Here is a 2,638-nt window from a genome sequence, read left to right on the forward strand (position 1 = left end):
CTTTGTGACTAAACTATAATTGATTACAGGTTTAGAAATTAATTACCCTATTTTCCTTAGCTGACTGTTCGGCTAATCTAATGGCATGCACTACATCCCTTGATTCCTGGGGGGTAATAACTGTAGGTTTCTGGCCATTAAGGATACATTTAACATAGTATTCTAACTCTTCTTTTAGAAAACCTCTTCTGGCTTTATGAACCACAGGCCAGTATCTTGCCTCAGGATAAGTTACTCCATTCTTGGTTATTATGGTAAAATTCTGTCCTGAATTATCGATGCTTACCATCCCTTTGTTCCCCACAATTTCCATCCCGGCATTAATGGCATAAGGCACATTGTCAGGAAGGCTCCAATTGTTTTCTATTACGGCAAAAGAGTCATCTTCAAACCTGAACATGGCCCAGCTGATGTCATCGTACTTTAGGTGAGGACGGGTATTTATTGATTGGGCAAACACACTTTTTAGCTTGGAATTGGAATACCACATCATAAGATCCAGGTCGTGTATTCCATCTCCAAACATAGCACTAAGCTTGTCCAAATGGGTCTCGGTGATAAAGCCGGCCAAGTTCCTTTTAGCGTACATGCTAACTACTTTACCCAGATTACCATTTTCAACTTCCTGCTTGGCCATTGCATATTGGGTATCAAACCTACAGATATGCCCTACCATGAAAGCCTTATCCGTATTTTCCAGTTCTTTTAAGATAAGGTCACATTCTTCAGTGGTATCGGCCATGGGTTTTTCCAAAAATACATGCTTACCTGCTTTGATAGCATCCATGGTGATCTTAAAATGGTCTTTAACATGGGTGGTGATAGATACCATGTCTATCTGTTTATCATCAAGAAGATCGTGGTAGTCGGTATAAGCTTTGGGTACATCATATTTTTGCGAAAGTTCTTTCAGTCTAGATTCAGTACGGGTACAAATTGCTGTCAATTCTGCGGCAGGGAGTTGTTTTAAAGTGTCGACATGGTATTCACCAAACCAACCAAGCCCAATGACCGCACATTTAACTTTTTCCATGATTATGCCCTCCTTTGGTTGAAAATTATTATCACTAATACTAATAATTTATTAATTATCTGCAGGGTAAAACTATTAATACATTAACGTTAATGCTAATTTTTGTCAAATGTTTTAAGACAGCAGCAGCTAGTTTTTCCTGATAAATATATTGGTATCAATTATTTCCTGTTGGCATTCAATGCTGCTTGTATTGTTTATTTTATTTAATAAAATATCCACTGCTGTATGGGCAGCCCCCCGTTTGGAATAATTAACTGTATTTAGAAAATAGGGAAAGAAGAACCTGGATTGGATATTGTCATAACCAAAAACATCGATGTCTTTCGGTATGCGAAATCCCAGGTTTTGAAGACAGGATATGGCTTCCCAGGCCATGAGGTCGCTGAAAGCGAATATCGCATCGAATTTAATGTTCTTGGCTACTATATTTTTTATGGCTTGTATGGTGTTGCCAGTAGTATTGCCAATTTCGTAAACTAAAGACTTATCAATTTTTAGCCCTTTTTCCCGAAAGGCATTAAGGTAACCCTGATACCTTTCTTGAGCAGAAGATATATATAAATGGGCATTCAGCAAGAGTATTCTTGTCCGGTTATTATCCAAGAGATATTTGGTAGCCAGGTAAGCCCCTTTTATATCACTGGATATTACATAATCAGTTTGAATATGGGGGAAATGACGGCCTAAAAGCACAAAATTAATTTTCTTATTTTTTAGAAACAGGATATCCTTATCTTCCTTTTGGCAAGGGCACAATATTATACCGTCTACTTTTTTACTCAAGGATAGATAAATTGCCCTTTCTTCCCTTTGGTAATTCTCATCAGTATTGACCACGAAAATATTGTAGCCATTCTGCCTAAGCCTGGTTTCAATATCCTTAACCCATATAGACATTAAAGGATCCATTATATCAGGAATTATGACCGCAATAGTTTTAGTAGAGCCTCTCCTAAGGGAGCCGGCTACTGCATCCGGTATGTAACCCAGCTCTTGGGCAATATTTCTGATTTTTTCCTTGGTTTTCTTGGAAATATCATGTTTGTCGCTTAAAGCACGGGATACAGTATTTATGGATACTTCCGCTTTTTGAGCTATATGTTTAAGAGTTACTTTTTTGGCCCTGGACATAGGTAAAATGATTTTATGCTTAATAGTTATGTTAAAGACAGCCAACATTATTGGACCTGACCGTTAATGCGGCAAGAGCGCTTTAACCAAATTGTTACTGATGGCTCCATGCTAACTTGGATTCTATCCAATTCTAATCCGGAGCCAAATGAACATTTACAAGCATAAGGCTAAACCTGAAAAGTTTCAAGATAGTTGGCATAAGTATAATAGAAATTAATATCCTGTCTCCATATTTTATTGATTTTTTAACTATTGGCAGGCTAATGGTACCAAAAAAGTAAAATGATAGTGCTTTAGCAGTCAGCAAGATATTAGTGAAAAACCAACTTTTAAAAATAATTATAATTACAATGGAGATTAACATGGTTGGAAAAAGGGAAAGCCGGGGATTAAAACTATTTGACAAATACAAACATTATCGTTAATGTTTTTACATGATAAATTTAGCGGTTTCGATAAGTTTTTTTA

The 2,638-nt window shown here is 36.7% G+C and carries 2 protein-coding genes; both read right to left on the minus strand.

Annotated elements, in window-relative coordinates; genetic code table 11:
* Positions 1 to 31: 31 nt before the first annotated feature.
* Positions 32 to 1,033 (minus strand): Gfo/Idh/MocA family oxidoreductase, encoded by a 1,002-nt coding sequence (locus tag PHN32_09180; GenBank protein ID MDD3777760.1) that lies wholly within the window; start codon positions 1,031 to 1,033, stop codon positions 32 to 34.
* Positions 1,034 to 1,162: 129 nt separating this feature from the next.
* The gene (locus tag PHN32_09185) at positions 1,163 to 2,215 is read right to left on the minus strand and encodes a LacI family DNA-binding transcriptional regulator (protein ID MDD3777761.1); all 1,053 of its coding nucleotides are present in this window, start codon (positions 2,213 to 2,215) and stop codon (positions 1,163 to 1,165) included.
* Positions 2,216 to 2,638: the final 423 nt, after the last annotated feature.

It is taken from the genome of Actinomycetota bacterium, assembly GCA_028698215.1.
Lineage (GTDB): Bacteria > Actinomycetota > Humimicrobiia > Humimicrobiales > Humimicrobiaceae > Halolacustris.